Source organism: Spirillospora sp. CA-142024 (genome assembly GCF_050942325.1).
GTDB lineage: Bacteria > Actinomycetota > Actinomycetes > Streptosporangiales > Streptosporangiaceae > Spirillospora.
On sequence record NZ_CP192077.1, the window covers coordinates 8,739,339 to 8,753,022 of the forward strand.

General features: G+C 70.8%; 15 protein-coding genes and 1 pseudogene. 4 read left to right on the forward strand and 12 right to left on the reverse strand.

The features are described from left to right. Nucleotides 1–165: 165 nt before the first annotated feature. Nucleotides 166–2,076, reverse strand: coding sequence for an exo-alpha-sialidase (locus tag ACQPZP_RS41405; protein ID WP_433475062.1), 1,911 nt, complete (start codon nt 2,074–2,076; stop codon nt 166–168). A 138-nt stretch (nt 2,077–2,214) separates the two neighbouring features. Between ACQPZP_RS41405 and ACQPZP_RS41410 the strand changes: the two genes are divergently transcribed. Next, nucleotides 2,215–3,405, forward strand: a complete 1,191-nt coding sequence (locus tag ACQPZP_RS41410) for a sialidase family protein (protein ID WP_433475063.1) — start codon at nt 2,215–2,217, stop codon at nt 3,403–3,405. Between the two features lie 407 nt (nt 3,406–3,812). Here the strand turns inward: ACQPZP_RS41410 and ACQPZP_RS41415 are convergent, their stop codons facing one another. The 6 genes from ACQPZP_RS41415 to ACQPZP_RS41440 form a co-directional block, all read right to left on the reverse strand. Next, nucleotides 3,813–4,046, reverse strand: coding sequence for a hypothetical protein (locus ACQPZP_RS41415; protein ID WP_433475064.1), 234 nt, complete (start codon nt 4,044–4,046; stop codon nt 3,813–3,815). 159 nt (nt 4,047–4,205) lie between these two features. Then, nucleotides 4,206–5,144 carry a sugar kinase gene (locus ACQPZP_RS41420; protein ID WP_433475065.1) on the reverse strand — a complete coding sequence of 313 codons (939 nt, stop codon included), beginning with the start codon at nt 5,142–5,144 and terminating at the stop codon, nt 4,206–4,208. Continuing rightward, a complete protein-coding gene (locus tag ACQPZP_RS41425) occupies nt 5,141–5,782 on the reverse strand; it encodes a bifunctional 4-hydroxy-2-oxoglutarate aldolase/2-dehydro-3-deoxy-phosphogluconate aldolase (RefSeq protein WP_433475066.1) in 642 nt (213 codons plus the stop codon). The genes ACQPZP_RS41420 and ACQPZP_RS41425 overlap by 4 nt, the downstream gene beginning before the upstream one ends. Further along, a complete protein-coding gene (dgoD, locus tag ACQPZP_RS41430; RefSeq protein WP_433475067.1) occupies nt 5,776–6,921 on the reverse strand; it encodes a galactonate dehydratase in 1,146 nt (381 codons plus the stop codon). Before dgoD ends, ACQPZP_RS41425 begins: the two co-directional genes overlap by 7 nt. Beyond that, a complete protein-coding gene (locus ACQPZP_RS41435; RefSeq protein WP_433475068.1) occupies nt 6,918–7,667 on the reverse strand; it encodes an SDR family NAD(P)-dependent oxidoreductase in 750 nt (249 codons plus the stop codon). Before ACQPZP_RS41435 ends, dgoD begins: the two co-directional genes overlap by 4 nt. Continuing rightward, nucleotides 7,664–7,837, reverse strand: coding sequence for a hypothetical protein (locus tag ACQPZP_RS41440; protein ID WP_433475069.1), 174 nt, complete (start codon nt 7,835–7,837; stop codon nt 7,664–7,666). Before ACQPZP_RS41440 ends, ACQPZP_RS41435 begins: the two co-directional genes overlap by 4 nt. Nucleotides 7,838–7,969: 132 nt before the next feature. On the opposite strand from ACQPZP_RS41440, the gene ACQPZP_RS41445 reads away from it, so the two are divergent. Further along, complete coding sequence (locus tag ACQPZP_RS41445) at nt 7,970–8,668, forward strand: FadR/GntR family transcriptional regulator (RefSeq protein ID WP_433475070.1); 699 nt, start codon at nt 7,970–7,972, stop codon at nt 8,666–8,668. Between the two features lie 21 nt (nt 8,669–8,689). On the opposite strand, the gene ACQPZP_RS41450 is transcribed toward ACQPZP_RS41445, so the two are convergent. After that, nucleotides 8,690–9,658: a magnesium and cobalt transport protein CorA gene (locus tag ACQPZP_RS41450; RefSeq protein WP_433475071.1), complete on the reverse strand. Its 969-nt coding sequence runs from the start codon at nt 9,656–9,658 to the stop codon at nt 8,690–8,692. A 253-nt stretch (nt 9,659–9,911) separates the two neighbouring features. Here ACQPZP_RS41450 and ACQPZP_RS41455 point away from each other — a divergent pair. Next, nucleotides 9,912–11,062 (forward strand): annotated as a pseudogene (locus ACQPZP_RS41455) (KUP/HAK/KT family potassium transporter); the annotation flags it as partial. Beyond that, the gene (locus ACQPZP_RS41460; RefSeq protein ID WP_433479765.1) at nt 11,042–11,512 is read left to right on the forward strand and encodes a KUP/HAK/KT family potassium transporter; all 471 of its coding nucleotides are present in this window, start codon (nt 11,042–11,044) and stop codon (nt 11,510–11,512) included. The pseudogene ACQPZP_RS41455 and the gene ACQPZP_RS41460, both read left to right, overlap by 21 nt. A 23-nt stretch (nt 11,513–11,535) precedes the next feature. Here the strand turns inward: ACQPZP_RS41460 and ACQPZP_RS41465 are convergent, their stop codons facing one another. From ACQPZP_RS41465 to ACQPZP_RS41480, 4 genes are all read right to left on the reverse strand, one after another. Beyond that, the gene (locus ACQPZP_RS41465; protein ID WP_433475072.1) at nt 11,536–11,835 is read right to left on the reverse strand and encodes a hypothetical protein; all 300 of its coding nucleotides are present in this window, start codon (nt 11,833–11,835) and stop codon (nt 11,536–11,538) included. A 260-nt stretch (nt 11,836–12,095) separates the two neighbouring features. Further along, nucleotides 12,096–12,296 carry a hypothetical protein gene (locus ACQPZP_RS41470; RefSeq protein ID WP_433475073.1) on the reverse strand — a complete coding sequence of 67 codons (201 nt, stop codon included), beginning with the start codon at nt 12,294–12,296 and terminating at the stop codon, nt 12,096–12,098. A 42-nt stretch (nt 12,297–12,338) separates the two neighbouring features. Continuing rightward, nucleotides 12,339–13,016, reverse strand: coding sequence for a response regulator (locus tag ACQPZP_RS41475; RefSeq protein WP_433475074.1), 678 nt, complete (start codon nt 13,014–13,016; stop codon nt 12,339–12,341). A gap of 59 nt (nt 13,017–13,075) precedes the next feature. Then, a complete protein-coding gene (locus ACQPZP_RS41480) occupies nt 13,076–13,669 on the reverse strand; it encodes a hypothetical protein (protein ID WP_433475075.1) in 594 nt (197 codons plus the stop codon). Between the last annotated feature and the right edge of the window lie 15 nt (nt 13,670–13,684).

Here is a 13,684-nt window from a genome sequence, read left to right on the forward strand (position 1 = left end):
GCAACTCCAGATGACGTGATCACTCACCGGCAGGAGGACTGGTGCGACCTTCACTCGGTGCGCTCTCGCGCACGCTCGGCCTGACCATCAGTACGGGACACGCTCATCGTTCTCGTGTATCGGGGCTTCCCGCGCCGCGGCGCGGGAAGCCCCGATAGCTCCGGGTCAGCCGACCTTTTCCAAGGGGAGGGAGAGCCCGAGCTCTCCACCGATCGGTGCGTTGCGCGTCCGGATCAGATCCAGTTCGGTGGGGCTCAGCGCCCGCCGGTAGACGCGAACGTCATCGAGCGTGCCGCGGAAACGGTCGACGCCGTCCAGCCGCTGCCCGATGTGGATTCCGTTGACGCCGAATTCCTTGCCCTCCGTGACCGAACCCGGCGGGACGGTCGTCGAGGCGACTTCCACACCATCGATGCTCAGCGCGAACCGTCCGCGAACGCGTTGCAGCACCGCGTGGTGCCACTGGCCGTCGTTGTAGGCGCTCGCCGACTGGACGCTGATGTTGAACCGATCCACCATGATCAGCGCCCGGATCCGATTCGAGGCCGGTTCCGCGCGCAGCCACAGTTGCGGCGTGGTGCCGCTGCCTACCCGGTACGCCCAGAAGAGCGCATGCGACCCGGTGGTGTCCGAATACCGGAACCAGGTCATCATCGAAAAGTCGCCGCCGCCGACGTCGATCGACTTGTCGAAAGGCACCTCGACGCGGTCGTCCACGCCGTCCAGGCCAAGACCGTTGCCGAAACGTCCGGGCACTGGCTGCGCCCCGCCCCGGACATAGGCGTCATTGTGATTCTCCGAACGGTCCGGAGTCGTCGGGCCGGGGGCGGGAGGCCCGGGAATCCCCGGCGGTGTGCCGTTGGGCGTGGCGAGATATGCCTCGTTGAAACGTGCCCAGCGGATCGACTCGTAAGGCGTGGACACTCCCGCCTCGTAATAGAGCCCGACCTGGTCATCGTCGATCTTGACCATGTCGGAATACGCCGACGGTCCCCACCAGAAGACCTTGCCCTTGTCCCAGGGCTGCCAGGTACGGCCCTCGTCGAATGACGAGCGCACCGCCATCGCCTCCCGCGCGACGGGATGTGCCGGCGCCGACAGGAGAATGCGATTTCCCGCGTCCCCTTCGCTGGTCGAGCGCAGTCGCAGCGTCGATGCCTGGACGTCCGGCATTGCCAGGTCGAGGGTCCGGAACGGCTTGTCGAACGTCTCGCCGCCGTCACTGCTGATCGCGTACGCGCGGTGCCCCGGATCGGTGCCCCGCTCGCGGGCGAGCGCGTAGACCCGGCCGTCCGACAGCTCCACGACCGTGACCTCCTGCGCGATGATCGAGCCGTCGTCGAACGAGCCCTCCGCGCCGATGTGCCAGGTCGCGCCCGCATCGTCGCTGTAGAGCAGGTGCGTGCCGTAGACGTGCGGCTTCACGCCGTCGTTGATCTCGTAGTTGGCGCCGACGACGAGGCGTCCGGCGTGCGGCCCGTGGGTGAGCTGGATGCCGTGCATCGGACCCGTCGCATACCAGAAATTCCACTCGGGCCGCTTGCCCTCGGTCATCTCCCGGGGCGCCGACCAGGTCGCCCCGTTGTCGTCGCTGACCTGCACGTACGGGTCGCGGTCGCAGCCGTTCGGGCAGGGCGCGGGGCCGTTGTGCGTGGTCACCAGGACGATCCGTCCGGTGCGCTTGTCCACGATCGGCACCGGGTTGCCGTGCGTCTCGCCGTTGCCCTTGGAGACCACCTGCAGCGGCCCCCAAGTCTGCCCGCCGTTGGACGAGCGGCGCAGCACCAGGTCGATGTCCTCGTCGTCGCCGCAGTCCTTGACGCGTCCCTCGGCGAAGGCCAGCAGCGTGCCGTCGTTCGCCCGGACGACGGCCGGGATGCGGAAGCACGCGTAACCGAAGTCGCGCTGCTTGAACAGCACCTGCTCATCGAAGAAGGGGGCGGCCGCGGTGTCCGACCGGGCGGCCATGGGGTTGACCAGCGACCCGACGAGCAGGACCGCGAACGTCAGAGCGGCTCGTCGCCAGGTGAAGGGACGGTGACGGATCGGCGGTGGTTTCTCAGGTGCCTCGTGCATATCGAGCCTTCCAGTGGGGGTGGGCGTGGGACATCCTACGTCCGACGTCGGATGTCCTCTAGGGTTGACGTTCCCGGGGCGCACCCTTACCTTCCCTAGGACGTAGGACATCGGACGTCCTGCGATTTGGAGGAGAGCATGCCGTCCCTCACTCGCAGCGCGGCCCTTGCCGCCGGATTCGCGACCGTCCTCACCACCGCCGTTACCCCCGCCTGGGGCGCACAGGCCGCACGCTGCGAGACGTCCGTCCCCTACAGGACGGGCACCGAGGGCTACAGCGCCTTCCGCATCCCGGCGGTGATCGGCACGAAGTCCGGAGACCTGCTGGCCTTTGCCGAAGGACGGTCCGCCGGGCTGGGCGACGCCGGCAACATCGACACCGTCGTCAAGCGGTCCACCGACGGCGGGTGCACCTGGGGACCGCTCCAGGTCGTCCAGGACAGCGGACCCAACACGTCCGGAAACCCGGCGCCCGTCGTCAGCGAGAGCGGCCGCATCGTCCTGCTCACCACCTACAACGCGGGCACCGCCGGCGAGGCGGCGATCATGCGGGGCGAGGTCACGGCCGACGAGAGCCGTCGCGTCTTCGTCCAGTCCAGCGACGACGAGGGCGCCACCTGGTCCAGCCCCCGCGAGATCACCACGTCCACCAAACTCGGCAACTGGCGCTGGTACGCCACGGGTCCCGGCCACGCGATCCGGCTGACCCGCGGCGCCCACACCGGTCGCCTCCTGGTCCCGGCCAACCACTCGATCGCGCCACCCGCCGGCTCCACCGACACCGGCACCGAGGCCAGGTACTACGGCGGGCACTCCCTCTACAGCGACGACGACGGCCAGACCTGGCACATCGGCTACGTGGACGACAATCCCGACGGCTATGTCAACGTCAACGAGACGACGGCCGCGCAGCTACCCGACGGCCGCGTCTACTTCAACACCCGCGAGCACAACGGCACTGCCCCGGGCACCCGCGCCGACGCCCTCAGCCTGGACGGCGGCCAAACGCTGCAAACACCCTTCCGTCCGCAGGCCACACTGACCGGCCCGGTCGTCCAGGGAAGCGTCCTCCAGCCGTCCGGCCCCCAGGCGCCGCTGCTCTACTCCGGCCCAGCCGACCCGAACAGCCGCGCCGCCCTGACCCTCCGCGTCAGCACCGACCAAGGGTCCACCTGGCGATCCGCACTCGCCCTCTCAGGTCTGCCGGCCGCCTACTCGGACCTGGTCCAGCTCGACGCCAGGACCGTCGGCGTCCTCTACGAAACAGGCAACGCCGGCCCGTACGAGACGATCACCTTCCGCCGGGTTCCCCTGCGCACCCTGCGCTGACAGGTCCGACCGCACGGCCGTAGCGGGCGTCCCGAACAGCAAATCCGGGGCCAGCCGCTGGCTCATCACACTCGGCGCAACATGCGCACTGCTCCTGTTGATCGAAAAGCGGGGATAAGTCGGACTCCTGCGGAGTGGGGGCGGGATCTGCGAACCGCCGTCAGGCGGTTCGCGGTAGCGTGCCGGATCGGTGAGCGAACCTCACCAGCCCCGGCCACACATTTTCGGCCGGAATACGGTCGGGTGCGGTGGTCGTCGAAACAGGAGCCCCGCACCGTGGGGTGCGCTCCGCAAGGGATAATCACCCGCAAGGGCGGTCGGGAATCCCCATGCTTCAGCCGGGGGAGAAAGTCAATTCGTGTCCATCGCTCCCCGAACACGCTCCTACCTCGGAGAGAGCGCCATCCTCATGGGGCGCGCCACCTGCGCGACGGCGAGACCTTCACCGAGTGCGATCTGTTCGACATCGTCAGGCCCAGCTGCCGGTACAGGTCGGCCTGGTCTTCGGGCTTCGCGTTGATGACCGGCTTCGCCAGGTCTCCCGCTCCGGGGGCTCCCCCACACCGACGGCGCATGAGCGTGGGGGCGTCGTCCTCCGGGCGCGCCAGACAGTCCACGGTGCCGTGGTTCAGAACGGCCATGCTGGTGTCGGCGGCGGCGATCTACGCGTCCGAGTCCTGGATCGGGGCGACCGCGCCCAGGGGGAACGGCACGGATGCCAGGAGCGTCGTGGGTTCCAGGCGGTACGGCCTTTCCTTCGCCGAGTTCCCACGGGCCGGTGTTCTCCGGGATGGTCCAGGTCATCGCAGTGCGGTTCCTTCGGGGAGGCCGATGAGGTCGAGCTCGTCGCGGTAGGGCAGGCCTTCCCAGTCGCCATGGGTCAGTACCGCGAACGCGCCGGCGCTGTGGGCGCGGCGTAGCCGGGCTTCGACGTCCAGGCCGTCCAGCAGGCCGGACAGGTACCCGGCGGTGAACGCGTCGCCGGCGCCGATCGAGTCGACGGGGCTGACGCGATAGGCGGGCACGGCGTGCGCGCCGTCCGCGGCGTAGGAGCGGGCCTCGTCGCCGTTCTTGACGACGACCTCGGCGGCGCCGCCGTCCAATAGCCGGGCGGCGATGCCGTCTGGTGCGCCGTCGCCGAGCAGGGTCAGTTCGTCGGGGGACGCGACGATGCGGTCCGCGGCGGCGGCGAGCGGGGTGAGCGCCTCGGCGGCCGCAGCCCGGCTCCACAGCCGCGGCCGGTGGTTGAGGTCGAGGCTGATCTGCGCGTTCCGGGCTCGGGCGAGGCGGCACAGCGCGGTCGCGGCGTTCCGGCAGGACGTACCGAGAGCAGGGGTGATCCCGGTGATGTGCACGATCCGCGGCTCGAACGGCAGGGCCTCGACGTCCTCCTGACACAGCCGGGATCCGGCGGACCCGGCGCGCAGGTAGTGGACGCGGGTGACGTCCGGCAGCCGCTGCTCCAACATGATCAGGCCGGTGGGCGCGGTGTCGTCGCGGCGGACGGCCGAGGCGTCGACCCCCTCGGCGCGCAGCGTGCGGGTGATGAGGTGCCCTGCCTCGTCGGATCCGACGCGTCCGGCCCAGGCGGCGGTGTGGCCGAGGCGGCTGAGGCCGATCGCGACGTTGCTCTCGGCACCGGCGATGCTGGTGGTGAAGCCGGAGCCGAGCCGCACCGGGCCGGTGGCGCGCAGGGCCATCATCGTCTCTCCGGCGGTGAGGACGTCCACCCGGGTCATGCCGGCCCGCCTGGCGCGGCGACTGCGGCGAGGAATGCGCGGGCGCGCCGGCGCAGGCCGACGAGGTCGCCGCCGCGCGGTGCGTCCCCGCACAGCGGCGAGCCGACGCCGACCGCGACGGCGCCGCGCCGCAGGTACTCGGCGGCCTCGGCCTCCCCGACGCCGCCGACCGGGACGAACGGGACGTCCGGGAACGGATCGCGCAGCGCGGTGAGATAGCCGGGCCCGTGCGCGGAGGCCGGGAACAGCTTGACCGCGGTCGCGCCGGCGGCGGCGGCCGCGGCCACCTCGGTCGGGGTCAGCGCCCCGGCGAGCACGGGAAGGCCGAGCCGCAGCGCCTCGTCGACACCCGCACCGAGCGACGGCGTGACGGCGTACTCGGCGCCCGCGTCCCGGGCACGGCGCGCGTCGTCCGCGGTCAGCACCGTGCCCGCGCCGATCCGCGCGGTGCCGACGGCCTTGCCCGCGACCTCCTCGATGACGCGCAGGGCGTCGGCGCCGCTCAGCGACACCTCGATCAGCGTGACACCTTCCTCGGCGAGGGTGAGGACGGTGCGGGCGGCCGCCGCCGGGTCCGGGCCCCGGACGACGGCGAGCAGCCGGCGTCGCCGCAGTTCCCCGGCGATCGTGTTCACCATTCCGCGAATCCTCCGTCCGGGTGCCGCCAGACCGGTGGGCGCCACCGGTGCCCGACCCCGTCGGCGCGGCGCACCTCGTCCTCGTCGATCTCTATGCCCAGGCCCGGCGCGTCCCAGCACTCGATCGAGCCGTCCACGAACGCGAACGGCGACCGGTCGGCCAGGTAGTCGAGCACGTCGGCGCCGGTGTTGTAGTGGATGCCGATGCTCTGCTCCTGGATCAGGAAGTTCGGGGTCGCGAACGCCACCTGCAGGCTCGCGGCGAGCGACAGCGGGCCGAGCGGGCAGTGCGGGGCGAACAGCGCCCCGTACACCTCGGCGAGCGATGCGATCCGCCGCACCTCGGAGATCCCCCCGGCGTGGGACAGGTCGGGCTGGACGACCGCGACCCCGGCCTGCAGCGCGGGCAGGAACTCGGCACGGGAGAACAGCCGCTCGCCGCACGCGATCGGGGTGGTGGTGGACGCGACGACGTCGCCGAGCCGGTGCGTGTGCTCCGGCAGCACCGGCTCCTCCACGAACAGCGGACGGTACGGCTCCAGCAGCGGGATGAGCCGCCGCGCGGCGGGCACCGTGATCCGGCCGTGGAAGTCGACGGCGAAGTCGGCGCCGTCCCCGATCGCCTCCCGCACGGCCGCGGCCCGCCGCACGATCGCATCGATCTGCGCGGGCGGCGGCAGCGCCGCGGCCCGCCCGGAGGCGTTGATCTTCACGGCGGTCAGCCCGGCGGCGATCTGCGCGGCGGCCTCCTCACCGACCTCGCCGGGCTCGTCCCCGCCGATCCAGCCGTACACCCGGACCCGGTCGCGGACCGCGCCGCCGAGCAACTGGTGCACCGGGACGCCGAGCGAGCGGCCGAGGATGTCCCACAGCGCCTGGTCGAGTCCGGCCACGGCGCTGGACAGCACCGGGCCGCCCCGGTAGAACGCCGCCTTGGTCATGGTCTGCCACAGGTCCTCGACGCGGCGGGGGTCCGCGCCGAGCAGCAGGTCCGCCAGCTCGTGCACGGCGGCGCGGGTCGTCTCGGCCCGGCCCTCCACGACCGGCTCGCCCCAGCCGGCGAGGCCGTCGTCGGTCTCCACCCGGCAGAACAGCCAGCGCGGCGGGACGAGGAACGTCTCCACCCTTGTGATCTTCATGCGGATCCCTTGGTGATGCTCCAGCCGCCGTCCACCGGCAGCGAGACGCCGGTGACGAACGAGGCGTCCGGGCCGGCGAGGAAGGCGATCGCCGCCGCGACCTCGTCCGGGCGGCCGAGGCGTCCTGCCGCGGTCTCGGCGGCGCTGCGGCGCCGGTCCTCCTCGCTGATCCCGTCCCACTGCGCGGTGAGGACCGGGCCGGGCAGCACGGCGTTCACCCGGACGCGTGGCCCGTACTCGACGGCGAGCTGCCGGGTCAGCCCGGTCAGTCCCGCCTTGGCCGCGGCGTACGCCGGCCGCGCCGGCAGCCCGAACGAGGCGTGCACGGACGACACGATCACGACGGCGGCGTTGTCACCGGCGCGCAGGTCGTCCAGGGTCGCGCGGACGCCGAGGAACGTGCCAGTGAGGGTGACGTCGAGCTGGGCCCGCCAGGACTCCAGCGAGATCTCGTCCGCCGCGCCCGGGTCGTAGCGCAGGGCGTTCGACACCAGGACGTTCACCGGGCCGAGTTCGGCGCGGCAGGCGCGGACGGCGCGTTCCCAGTCGGCGGGGTCGCTCACGTCGCAACGCAGCCCGAGCGCCGCCGCACCGTCCGCCGACAGCGCGGCGGCCACGTCGTCCACCTGCGCGGACACGTCGAGGAGCGCGACCGCGTATCCATCGGCGGCGAGACGGCGGGCGGTGGCCGCGCCGATTCCCTGCGCGGCACCGGTGATGACGGCGACCGGGCGCGTGGCGGTCACGGCATCCCCCCGGCCTCGCCGGTCCGCTCCGCCGTCATCCCAGGCCTCGGGCCGAGTTCCTGGTGGACGGTCCGCACCCCGTGCCGGTTCGCGCGCCGGACGCCGCCGCCGAGCGGGGCGCCGGCGATCTCCACGGTGTCGGCGGTGGACTTCCCGGCGCAGTGCTTCATCGACGTGCTCCTCGTTCCGGCGACCTGCTGAGCTTGTCTAATGCCCTCGATTCGACACTGTCAATATTAATTCATAATTTATTATTACTCTGCGAGAGCTAGGGTACTCGGCGGACGAAGGAGGGGGCTTTCGTGGTGCGCTACTCGGAGCGCGGGCTGCACGGCCAGACGGTGCAGGAGATCGCGCGACGCATCCTCGGCGGGGGGCTGGACCCCGGCGACACGATCGACGTGGCGGCGCTCGGCGACGAGCTGAACGTCAGCCTGACCGCGATGCGCGAGGCACTGAAGGTGCTGGCGGCGAAGGGCCTTGTCGCCTCACGGCAGAAGCGCGGCACGTTCGTGCGCCCCCGCTCCGACTGGAGCCTCCTCGACCCCGACGTCATCCGCTGGCAGTTCGCCAACCGCGACGACCAGGTGTTCCTGCAGAACCTGGCCGAGGTGCGCGGCATCATCGAACCCCAGGCGGTCCGCTACGCGGCCCTGCGCCGCACCCCCGACGACCTCGCCGCCCTGGACGAGGCCCTCGCCGCCATGAAGGCCGCCGACGGCGACCTGACCCGCGCCGTCCAAGCCGACCTGGACTTCCACCGGGCCCTGCTCACCGCGACCCACAACGAACTGCTTGAGCGGATGGAGGTCGTGATCGAAGTCGGCCTCGCCGAACGCGACCGGCTCGTACACGGCGTCCGACCCCACGACGACCCGGTCCCGAGCCACCGCACGGTCCGCGACGCGGTCCGCGACGCCGATCCGAACCGCGCGGAACAGGCCATGCACGACCTCCTCTCCAAGGCCGTGCGCGACCTCGACATCCTCACCGCCGACTGACGGCCCCTTGGCCGATCCCTCTCAGAGCCAGCCGCTCTTGCGGAGTTTGTAGTAGACGATGCCGATGGTGGCGGTCATCACGGTGAGGGTGATCGGATAGCCGAGCAGCCAGCGCAGTTCGGGCATGTCGTCGAAGTTCATGCCGTAGATCCCGGCGAGCGCGGTCGGGACGGCGACGATGGCGGCCCAGGAGGAGATCTTGCGCATGTCGTTGTTCTGCTGCTTGCCCAACAGGGCGAGGTGGGCGGTGAGCACGCTGTTGAGCAGTTCGTTGTGGGCGTCGACCAGGCCGTCGACGCGGAGCAGGTGGTCCAGGACGTCCCGGAAGTACTCGGCGTTCAAAGTGGTGACCCGGCCCTTGGCGATCTCCTGCAGGACCGGTACGAGCGGGTCCTCGGCGGCGCGGAACTCCAGCACCTCGCGTTTGAGGCGGTAGATGTTCTCGATCACGTCGCCGGCGGCGGGATCGAACACGGCCCGCTCCAACTCGATGATGTCCACTTCGACCTCGTGGGCGACTCGCCCATAGTGGTCGACGACCTCATCGCAGATCGCATACAGCACGGCCGGCGGGCCGGTCGTCAGCAGCGTGGGGTCGGTCTCCAAGCGCTTGCGGACCGGTGCCAGCGGGTTGGCCGCGCCGTGCCGGACGGAGACCACGAAGTCCATGCCCAGGAACAGCATGATCTCGCCGACCTCGATGTCGGAGCTCTCGTCGTGATAGTCCAGGGTCTTGAGCACGATGAACAAGGTGTCGTCGTAGCGCTCCAGCTTGGGACGCTGATGGGCCTCGACCGCGTCTTCGACGGCCAGCGCGTGCAGCTTCAACTCGTCCTGGATAAGGCTGAACTCCTCGGCGGAGGGCTCGTGAAGACCGATCCACACAAAGCAGTCGTGGTCCTTCTTGCGTGCCTCATCGAAGGCGTCACTGATGTCGCCGTCGATGTCCCGGCGTCGACCGCCCTGGTAGATCGCCTTATCCACAATCATGGAGGCCATAGTGGTGCATCTCCCGGGACGCCGCACTGAGCTCTTCCAGCCGAAGGCCCGGCTGGCGCAGGCACCGGGGCCGAGGGCTGCGTAGCGGGACCGGTATCGTCCGGCAGGGGGCCGGACCACCCAGGACCCGTGCGGAGGAGGAGGGCCACGGTGCCGAATGAGCGGCGAGCGCAGCCGCCGGACGCCGGATCCGCATCGGCGTCGGGCTCACGGTCCGGGTGCGGGTGACACGGTGCGGTTGGCGATGGTCGTGGGTGCGCTCGGTGTGGTGTTCGGCGACATCGGGACCAGTCCGATCTACACGCTGCAGACCGTGTTCAACCCGGACGACCCGCATCCTGTCCCGGTCAGCGCGGACAATGTGTTCGGGGTGGTGTCGCTGGTGTTCTGGTCGGTGATGATCATCGTCACGGTCACCTACGTCCTGTTGGCGATGCGCGCCGACAACGACGGCGAGGGCGGCATCATGGCGCTGATCACACTGCTGCGGCGGTGGAGCGCGCAGCCGGGCCGGCGGGCGGCCCTGGTGCTTGCCGCGCTGGGCATCTTCGGTGCCGCGCTGTTCTTCGGCGACAGCATGATCACCCCGGCGATCTCGGTGCTGTCCGCGGTCGAGGGGCTCAAGGTCGTGCAACCGTCGCTGGACGAGCTGGTCGTGCCGATCACCGCAGTGATCATCGTGGTGCTGTTCCTGGTGCAGCGCAGGGGGACCGCGGCCGTCGGCCGGATGTTCGGACCGGTGATGATCGCCTGGTTCCTGGCCATCGGCGCGTTCGGCGTGGTCGGCATCGCCGGCCACCCGCAGATCCTCAAGGCGTTGTCGCCGACCTAGGCGCTGGGGTTCCTGGGCGGCCATTTCGGTACCGCCTTCTTCGCCCTGGCCGGGATCGTGCTCGCGGTCACCGGCGCCGAGGCGCTGTACGCCGACATGGGTCACTTGGTCCTGCTGGCCACGGCGGCGACGGTGATCGCGTCCCAGGCGGTGATCACCGGCGCGTACCCGGTCGCGTCGCAGGCCGCCCGGCTCGGCTATCTGCCCAGGCTGCGGGTCGCGCACACGTCGGAGTCCACGATGGGCCAGATCTACGTCCCGTGGATCAACTGGCTGCTGATGGTCTCGGTGCTCACCCTGGTCTTCGCCTTCCGCAGTTCGGCGGCGCTGGCCTTCGCGTTCGGCATGGCCGTCACCGGCACCATCACCACCCTGCTGTTCTTCTTCATCGCCCGTTGGAAATGGGGGACGCCGCGCTGGCTGATCGGCCTTGGCGCGGGCACGCTGCTGCGGTGGACCTGCTGTTCGTCGGGGCCAACCTGACCAAGCTGGTCCACGGCGCGTGGCTGCCGCTGCTGATCGGGCTCACCGCGTTCACCGTCATGACCACCTGGCAACGGGGCCGTCAGATCGTCACCGCGGAGCGTGAGCGGCGTGAGGGATCGCTGCAAGAGTTCGTCGACCAGCTGCGGGACCGGAAGTCGTCGCTCCGGCAGGTCCCCGGCACTGCCGTTTTCCTCAACCGCGGCAAGCAGACCGCCCCGCTGGCCCTGCGGGCCAACGCCGACGACGGGATCATCCACGTCACCGCCCGGTTCGGCTACATGGAGACACCCGATGTGCCCGCCGCCCTGGCCGGGCTCGACCCGGCCGCGACCGAGGGGGATCTGCAGCTCGACCAGGCGTCCTACTTCCTGTCCAAGATCGAGCTCCGGCGCGGGAAGGCACCGACGATGATGCCCTGGCGCAAGCAGCTGTTCATCGCCACCTCCTACATCACCGCCGACGCGGCCGAACACTTCGGTCTTCCTCGTGACCGCACGGTCATCATGGGCTCGCACTTCGAGGTGTAGGTTCGGCGGTCGCGGCCCCGAGATCAGCGGCCGTGGCGCCTTCCGGCTCGGTCGAGGACGAGTCCGATGGCGGCGAGGCCGGTGCACAGGAGCACGCCAGGCAGGACGAGCGCGAGCAGTACGTCCGCGGGTTCGATGTTGAGGGCCGCCAAGCCGACGGCGACCAAGCCGAGACCCGCGGCGAACATCCACGACTCCGACGGGTTCGGATGCGCAGGTTCGTCTTGTCCTGCCGTGGCGGTCCGCGCGCGCAGAAGGTGCGGCGACCATCGGGCAAGGGCGATGCCCGTCACGACGAGGAGCAGGCCGATCAACAGGTTCATCTTCTCCCCCTGGTCAGGTGGTCACGGTCGGTGTGCGGGCCGGCGTGCGCGGTGCGCCGCGTTCGGGCAGTGCCGCCAGGCGGAAGCGGAGGCGGCAGACGACGGCGTCGATGTCGCGGCGAGGTGAGTGCGGCGCGGCCGTTGGCGAAGGCCTTGAGCAGGAGGAGTGCGCCGATGGTCTGCAGGCCGTGCGTTTGGGCGGCGGGCGAGATGCTTCTTGGCGACGCCGGAGGCGACGCCGCCCTCGGGGAACGCGGCGATCATCTGGCGGTGCCCGCTCCACCGGCGAGCGCCAGGACCAGCACGATCGCCTCGGGGCCGTTGGCCACCGACGCCATCGCGTCCAGCGACAGGGCGGCCAGGCCGCCGATGACGCTCAGCCGATACCGGTCACCGGGATCAGGAGGCTCCTCGGCGGCGTCGGCCGCGTCCGTCACGGCACCGGCGAGGGGGTCGGGCATGTGTTCTCCTGCTAGGTGGCGTGATCGGGTTGGGTTTGGGTGTCAGGGTTCGAAGCGGTAGCCCATGCCGGGCTCGGTGATGAGGTGCCGCGGACGTGAGGGGTCGTCTTCCAGCTTCCGGCGCAGGGCCGCCATGTAGACGCGTAGGTAGTTCGTCTCGGCGACGTGGTTCGGACTCCACACCTCGGCGAGGATCCGGCGCTGCGAGATCAGCTTGCCGGGGTTGCGCAGCAGCATCTCCAGCAGTCCCCACTCGGTGGGTGTGAGGTGCACCCGCGTCTCGGCGGGCCCGTAGACGATCTTCCCGGCGAGGTCGACGGAGTGGCGGCCCACCTCCACCACGGACGGGGCGTCGTCCGCGGGGACGCGGCGGGTGATCGCGCGGATGCGGGCCAGGAGTTCGTCGACGCCGAACGGCTTGGTGACGTAGTCGTCGGCGCCGGCGTCGAGGGCGTCGACCTTGTCGGCGCTGCCGGCCCGGCCGGACAGCACGATGATCGGGACCTCGGTCCAGCCGCGCAGTCCGCGGATGACCTCGACACCGTCAAGGTCGGGCAGCCCGAGGTCGAGGATGACCAGGTCGGGGTGCCATTCCGCGGTGCCGGTGAGGGCGCCGGCGCCGTTCGGGGCGACCTGGACCTCGTAGTGGCGTGCCCGCAGGTTGAGGCGCAGGGTGGCCAGGATCTGCGGCGAGTCGTCGACCACCAGCACGCGTGTCATGCGCACTCACCCCAGCGTGTCCCAGTCGGGCCTGGTGAGGGGATGGGCAGATGCATTTGTCACCTCTGGTGAATCTCGTGGCCACGCTCGGCCTTGCCGACCCGGCGGCTTCCCTGCCGCGGGACCGTCTCCGCCGGCCGTTCGGTGCGGCCGTCCAGGCGGTCCTCGGGGCCGGGCGTCGAGCGGTCACCGACCGTCGGGGGTGCTGCACTGAACGGCTCGTGCCAGTCGTCCGGCACGGAGAAGGTTTCCGAGGGCATGGCGCGCTCGGGTGGTGGGACGGTCGACCGGCTCCCCGAGCCGGCGCGGCGATCCGCGTTCGCGGCTGCCCGGGCGGCCGTGACCAGCCGTCCGATGGCGCCTGCGGCGAGGCCCGCGCCGATGAGCGCGCCGCCTCGGACCAGGTCGGCCATTCCGCTGAAGGCCAGATCGCCGTCCTTGGCGATGTCGAAGCCGGTCACGAAAAGCCAGCCGATCAACCCGAGCACCGCTCCGACGAGAGGCGATGACAGCAGTGCCCAGCCGGCGACCGACACCGCCACGGCAGTGAGGCCGATCCGCCAGTCCGCGTCCTTGAGGACGACGGACAGCAAGAATGCGCACAATGCGCCGCCGGTCAGCGACCAGGCGGCCGATTCCAGGCGATCATTCATCGCGGGCCTCCGCGC

Bases quoted from the DNA above. Each gene is read 5' to 3' on its own strand.
- ACQPZP_RS41465 (WP_433475072.1), bottom strand. From the start codon at position 11,835: ATGAACCTGTTGATCGGCCTGCTCCTCGTCGTGACGGGCATCGCCCTT.
- ACQPZP_RS41410 (WP_433475063.1), top strand. From the start codon at position 2,215: ATGCCGTCCCTCACTCGCAGCGCGGCCCTTGCCGCCGGATTCGCGACC.
- ACQPZP_RS41450 (WP_433475071.1), bottom strand. From the start codon at position 9,658: ATGATTGTGGATAAGGCGATCTACCAGGGCGGTCGACGCCGGGACATC.
- ACQPZP_RS41470 (WP_433475073.1), bottom strand. From the start codon at position 12,296: ATGCCCGACCCCCTCGCCGGTGCCGTGACGGACGCGGCCGACGCCGCC.
- ACQPZP_RS41480 (WP_433475075.1), bottom strand. From the start codon at position 13,669: ATGAATGATCGCCTGGAATCGGCCGCCTGGTCGCTGACCGGCGGCGCA.
- ACQPZP_RS41405 (WP_433475062.1), bottom strand. From the start codon at position 2,076: ATGCACGAGGCACCTGAGAAACCACCGCCGATCCGTCACCGTCCCTTC.
- ACQPZP_RS41420 (WP_433475065.1), bottom strand. From the start codon at position 5,144: ATGACCCGGGTGGACGTCCTCACCGCCGGAGAGACGATGATGGCCCTG.
- ACQPZP_RS41460 (WP_433479765.1), top strand. From the start codon at position 11,042: ATGACCACCTGGCAACGGGGCCGTCAGATCGTCACCGCGGAGCGTGAG.
- ACQPZP_RS41415 (WP_433475064.1), bottom strand. From the start codon at position 4,046: ATGGCCGTTCTGAACCACGGCACCGTGGACTGTCTGGCGCGCCCGGAG.
- ACQPZP_RS41425 (WP_433475066.1), bottom strand. From the start codon at position 5,782: ATGGTGAACACGATCGCCGGGGAACTGCGGCGACGCCGGCTGCTCGCC.
- ACQPZP_RS41475 (WP_433475074.1), bottom strand. From the start codon at position 13,016: ATGACACGCGTGCTGGTGGTCGACGACTCGCCGCAGATCCTGGCCACC.
- dgoD (WP_433475067.1), bottom strand. From the start codon at position 6,921: ATGAAGATCACAAGGGTGGAGACGTTCCTCGTCCCGCCGCGCTGGCTG.
- ACQPZP_RS41440 (WP_433475069.1), bottom strand. From the start codon at position 7,837: ATGAAGCACTGCGCCGGGAAGTCCACCGCCGACACCGTGGAGATCGCC.